This window comes from Rhizobium glycinendophyticum, from assembly GCF_006443685.1.
GTDB lineage: Bacteria > Pseudomonadota > Alphaproteobacteria > Rhizobiales > Rhizobiaceae > Allorhizobium > Allorhizobium glycinendophyticum.
Genome location: NZ_VFYP01000015.1, coordinates 1 through 1,206, shown reverse-complemented (window position 1 = coordinate 1,206; position 1,206 = coordinate 1). Strand labels below are relative to the sequence as shown.

Annotated in this window: 2 protein-coding genes; both read left to right on the top strand. The window is 57.0% G+C overall.

From position 1 onward, the window contains the following. The first annotated feature begins 380 nt into the window (after positions 1-380). Positions 381-689, top strand: a complete 309-nt coding sequence (locus FJQ55_RS24055) for an IS3 family transposase (protein ID WP_140832607.1) — start codon at positions 381-383, stop codon at positions 687-689. Between the two features lie 28 nt (positions 690-717). Beyond that, complete coding sequence (locus FJQ55_RS23905) at positions 718-1,044, top strand: DDE-type integrase/transposase/recombinase (protein WP_140832603.1); 327 nt, start codon at positions 718-720, stop codon at positions 1,042-1,044. Positions 1,045-1,206: the final 162 nt, after the last annotated feature.

The following is a 1,206-nucleotide window of genomic DNA, read 5'->3' as shown; positions in this document are numbered from 1 at the left end:
CGCTCCTTTTCCCCAGCCGGGAAATTACCGCGGAAAACTCCAGTTATGAACGGTCCAGTTTTTGGGGATCAGAGCAGCTGGACCACGAAACCTGAAAAAACTGATACACTCTGCGGGCCTCAATCGGAGAAGTGTTTCGGCTAACCTCATCCAGTTGTGGCTCACGCAGTTCGATCGTGGTGAACTGAACGACGAGGAAGCAGAGGCTAGCGTTATTGCCGAGTACGAGGCACACATTGCGGCGCTTGAACGCAAGGTCGGCCAGTTCACCATGGAGCTGGACCTGGTGAAAAAACACCGCGCCAGGCGATCGCGGACAACAGCGGGAACTCCTCCATCATCACCGGTCCCCGGCCTGTTCTATCAGACGGGGGTGCCAAATGATCGATCTCCGGAGAAGCAGCTATTATTATCGATCAACTGCGAGAGCGTTGAACCCTGGGGATACGGAACTCGTTGCAATCATAGAGGATATCCAGGACGAGCTGCCCGGCTACGGGTACCGACCCGTAACGCACGAGCTTCTGCGAAGGGGCCACTTGGTCAACCACAAGCGTGTCGCCCGCGTCATGCGGGGCCAACGGCCTGGGAATCAAGCCTCGCAAGCGGTATGTCCGCACGACGGACTGCAACCACGATTCACTTGTTTACCCGAACCTTTATCGCAATGCGATCCCGTCGCGGCCTGACATGGTCTGGGTGGCCGACTTCACATAAATCCGCATAGCCGTCGATTTTTGCTATCTCGCCGTCATTCTCGATGCTTGCAGCCGGAAAGTCGTCGGCTATGGCCTGTCAAAACGCCTGGATACGCCGCTGGCATTGGCAGCGTTGCGTTCGGCCCTTGAGAACAGAAAACCTCCACCCCGCTGCATCCACCACACGGACCGCGGATGCCAATACGCGAGTGAGACCTACCGACGAGCGCTCAATGCCGCCGGTCTGCAGGGTTCCATGAGCGCCGTCGGCAACCCTTATCACAATGCTCTGGCAGAGAGCTTCATGAAGACCCTGAAAGTCGGGGACGTCTACTTTGCCGGCTAAGAAACATTTGCGGATGTGGCCGAACGCTTGCCCAGGTTCATTGAGTATATCTACAATGCCAAGCGGCTGCACTCGGCCCTTTGACCTGCCACTGAACTTTCATCCGGCGGCGATTAGAGCCTCGGCGTTTTTTGTTACGCCAAATGGCGCGGTGGGAGCAAC